The sequence below is a fragment of the Cytophagia bacterium CHB2 genome, assembly GCA_030263535.1.
In the GTDB taxonomy this organism is placed as follows: domain Bacteria; phylum Zhuqueibacterota; class Zhuqueibacteria; order Zhuqueibacterales; family Zhuqueibacteraceae; genus Coneutiohabitans.
This window is the reverse complement of record SZPB01000499.1, coordinates 1-3,649: the sequence shown is the minus strand read 5'-3', so window position 1 is coordinate 3,649 and position 3,649 is coordinate 1. Positions and strand designations below refer to the sequence as shown.

3 protein-coding genes and 2 tRNA genes are annotated in these 3,649 nt (G+C 53.6%); 3 read left to right on the top strand and 2 right to left on the bottom strand.

Annotation, left to right across the window (positions count from 1 at the left end; genetic code table 11):
- Positions 1–162 precede the first annotated feature (162 nt).
- Together FBQ85_27920 and FBQ85_27915 are read right to left on the bottom strand one after the other, a co-directional pair.
- A tRNA-Cys gene (locus FBQ85_27920) sits at positions 163–238 on the bottom strand.
- A 103-nt stretch (positions 239–341) separates the two neighbouring features.
- Positions 342–413 (bottom strand) — tRNA-Gly (locus FBQ85_27915).
- Positions 414–548: 135 nt separating this feature from the next.
- Here FBQ85_27915 and FBQ85_27910 point away from each other — a divergent pair.
- From FBQ85_27910 to FBQ85_27900, 3 genes are all read left to right on the top strand, one after another.
- Entirely contained in the window at positions 549–770 is a 222-nt protein-coding gene (locus FBQ85_27910) for a hypothetical protein (GenBank protein ID MDL1878960.1), read from the top strand.
- 161 nt (positions 771–931) lie between these two features.
- The gene (locus FBQ85_27905) at positions 932–1,402 is read left to right on the top strand and encodes a hypothetical protein (protein MDL1878959.1); all 471 of its coding nucleotides are present in this window, start codon (positions 932–934) and stop codon (positions 1,400–1,402) included.
- Between the two features lie 24 nt (positions 1,403–1,426).
- Positions 1,427–3,649, top strand: a 2,223-nt coding sequence (locus FBQ85_27900; protein ID MDL1878958.1) for a peptidase M4 family protein, incomplete at its 3' end; no start/stop codon positions are given.

The following is a 3,649-nucleotide window of genomic DNA, read 5'->3' as shown; positions in this document are numbered from 1 at the left end:
TCCGAAATAAGTTTGGATGTTGGATTCTTGAATTCGAATTGCGGAATCTCTATGACACGCTTCAATTGCATTGTTCCGGTGGCTGCAATCAACAATCCGCAATCAACAATCCGCAATCAACAATCCGCAATCAACAATCCGCAATCGACAATCCGAAATCGAAGGAGGCGGCGATCGGAATCGAACCGATGAATAGAGGTTTTGCAGACCTCCGCCTTAGCCACTTGGCTACGCCGCCCGGCATAAGCACACAACAACGTTCGGCAGCAGAGGTTATGCGCTGCCGTTTTCCAACAACATAAAACGCTTCCCACCCTGAGGCAGAAAGCGTTTTGAGTGTGAGCGGGAGACGGGGCTTGAACCCGCGACCCCCACCTTGGCAAGGTGGTGTTCTACCACTGAACTACTCCCGCTTAACGACGGCCAATATAAAGAAATCCCCTTTGGCGTGCAAGCATTTTTTTGCTTGCAATCCTAACTAGATTCCAGTATAATCCCAAAGTTTTACGAATCAAACCGAGACTAGCGCGAGAGAAAAGCCTGCACTCATGGACGGCATTGAATACACAGAATTGATCATTACCTGCGAAGCCTGCGGCAACGTCAAGCGTTATCCGGTCAACAGCCAGGAGGAGTGTGATCGCATCTTTCGCGAGTTTCGCTGTGAGAACAGTTGCGGGCGCAACCTCTACAGTTTCATCACCATCGGCACGCTCAAACGCGAAGCGGCGCCGAATCTCGAAAGTTCTGAAACGCCGGTGGAGCAATAGTCTCAGAAAATCTTCATCTCATCCAAAGGATTTTCCTTCCCCAAATTGCATCCTAAAATTACCCGACAGTTACAAAACAACGTGCATGATTCCGTGTCCTGACCGAGTAAGATGATGCGGTCATGCAGTCATCCTTTTTTGCTTTTGAAGGAGTGTAGCTTATGCGTTCATGGAGAGTGTGTTGTTGTGCCCTGCTGGTTGGAATGATCGGGCTGTCCGCCTGTTCGAAAAAAAATGTGAATCAGCAACCGCCCCTGCCAAAAGATTTCAGCTTGATGTTCGGCGAAGGCGGCGGCATAACCGGGGTCTGGCAGGGGCATACCATTCAAGCCGACGGCACGGTTCTCGCCTGGCAGGGCAAAACCGCGGGCGAAGCGCCGCAACCGGCGGGCAAGCTTTCCTCGAAACAGATGAAATCATTGTGGCAACAGGTGCATGCCGCCAACTTTTTTACCGCAACAGAAAACGATAACGGTAATCTCACCACCTTCATGCGCGTGACGGCCAATCAACAGACGCACGAAGCCTCGTGGACGCCGCAACTCGGCGCACTCGCCAGCAAGAATTCAAGCTTGCAGCAATTGTATAAAATTTGCCGAGAAACCACGGAAAAAGCGGCAAAAAAGCACTAATGCCTCTTCTATATTCTTAAGCTCTTGCTTCTGCTCGCGGTTGTTTTTCGGCAAAAGCAGATGCCGGGAGCGCTCATTCCCTCAGGTACCTCAAATTCCAAGGAGACGTTTATGCGAATCGTGAAAAGCCATTGGCTCGTCGCGATGTTAGGATGCGGGCTGCTCGCGTTCGGCAGTTCCCCGCAAGCGTCGAAAACGCTCGATCCCAACATAAAAAATCCATTTGCCAGCAAAATGAAGCGTGAGAATCCCGGTTTGGCGCAACCGGAACGGCGCCGTGTGTTTGAACAAGATTTGGCGCAGCTTCCCGCGAAAATCAGCGCCGCCAGAACCGGCGCTCTGCAAAAACCAGCGCCCTCTCCGCGTGAACTTGCGCTCGCGCGCCTGTCAAGCCTGAGCGGCGGCAGCTTGAAAATTTTCTGGAACGAAAACGGCTCTTTGCCGATTTTTATCAAAGGCTATCGCTTGCAGGAAAACAAACTGGCGCAGGCGCAAATCGCGAGCGATGCCGCATTGTCGCAGCAGGCGCTGGCGTTTTTGCAAGAGAATGCCGATTTGTTCCGTTTGCAGAATCCCGCGCAGGAATTCCAAGTTCTCACCGTGCAGCGCGAGGCTTCCGGTATGACGCACATTCATTATCAACAAGTCTATCAAGGCCTGGAAGTCTGGGGCCGCGATATCTGGGTGCATCTCGATCGCAACGGCGTGGTCGAGAGCTTCAACGGGCGCTACAGCGCGACGCCGGCAAGCGTCGCGGTGAATGATCTTCAAATCAATCAGGCGCGCGCTGAACAAATCGCGCGGCAGGCGTTCGGCATCCCGGCCGATGCCATTAGCAGCCGCTTGCTCATTTTTATTGATGAAAACGAAACGCCGCATGCCGCCTGGCTCGTCAATCTCAAAAAAGGCTGGGACGGTAATTGGCATTATTTTGTCGCCGCGCAAACCGGCGCGCTTTTGAAGCATTATAATCATATCATGTTTGATGGCCCGGTAACGGGCAGCGGCACGGATTTGCTGGGTGCCTCGCGCAATCTCAATCTTTACCAGATCGGCGCCAACTATCTCATGATTGACGCTTCTAAGCCGATGTTCAACGCCGCGCAATCCCAAATCCCGGATGACGGCAAAGGCGTGGTTTACGTGTTTGATGCGCGCAACGGCGAAGGCGAACAGTTGTACTACGTCGTTTCGAATAATCCCAACTCCTGGTCCGATCGTTCTAGCGTCTCGGCCTCGGCCAACGGCGCATTGGTTTATGATTACTATAATCAGGTTCATGGCCGCAACGCGATTGACGGCGCCGGCTCAACCATGAACATTGCCATCAACTTCAAGCAGAATTTGAACAACGCATTTTGGAATGGCCAATTCATGGTATTCGGAAACGGCGACGGCAACCGCTTCAGCCCGCTGGCCGCGGCGCTGGATGTGACGGCGCATGAAATGAGCCACGGCGTGGTGGAGCGCACCGCCAATCTTGTTTATGAAAATCAACCCGGCGCGCTGAATGAATCCTTTGCCGATGTGTTCGGGGCGTTGTTTGAATTCTGGGTGGAAGGCAATGCCGGCGACTGGTTGATCGGCGAAGATGTGACCACGCCCGGCACGCCCGGCGATGCGCTGCGCGATATGGCAAATCCTGCTTCAAATCTTGTGGCCTTCAGCAAGCAGCCGACGAAGATGAGTGAATTTCAAAACTTGCCCAACACCGAAGAGGGCGACAACGGCGGGGTTCACATCAACAGCGGCATTCCCAATCGCGCATTTTATTTGTTTGCGACGAATTCCGGTTTGGAGGCGGCAGAGAAAGTTTATTATCGCGCCCTGTCAACCTATCTCACGCGCAATGCGCAATTCATTGATTGCCGGCTGGCGGTGATCAAAGCAGCCGAGGATCTTTATGGCGTGGGCAGCGCGCAGGCAACCGCCGCCGGACAGGCATTTGATGGCGTGGAAATTTTCAGCGGCGAGAGCACGCCGCCGCCGCCCGTGCAACCGCCGGTGGAGGGCACGGAGTATTTGGCGGTAATCGACGCCAGCAGCGGCCAGCTTTACCGCACCTCGACCTCAGGACAGCAAATCACGCAGATTTCCAACACCGGGTTGCGCAGCCGGCCTTCGGTGAGCGATGATGGCGGCGATATTTTTTATGTTGATACGAACGGCAACATTCACTTGCTTGCTTCCGATGGCAGCAGCGATCAGACCATCACCGGCTCGGGCGGTTTCAATAACATCGCAATT

Coding starts and splice junctions, on each gene's coding strand:
- FBQ85_27910 (MDL1878960.1), top strand. CDS start 549: ATGGACGGCATTGAATACACAGAATTGATCATTACCTGCGAAGCCTGC.
- FBQ85_27905 (MDL1878959.1), top strand. CDS start 932: ATGCGTTCATGGAGAGTGTGTTGTTGTGCCCTGCTGGTTGGAATGATC.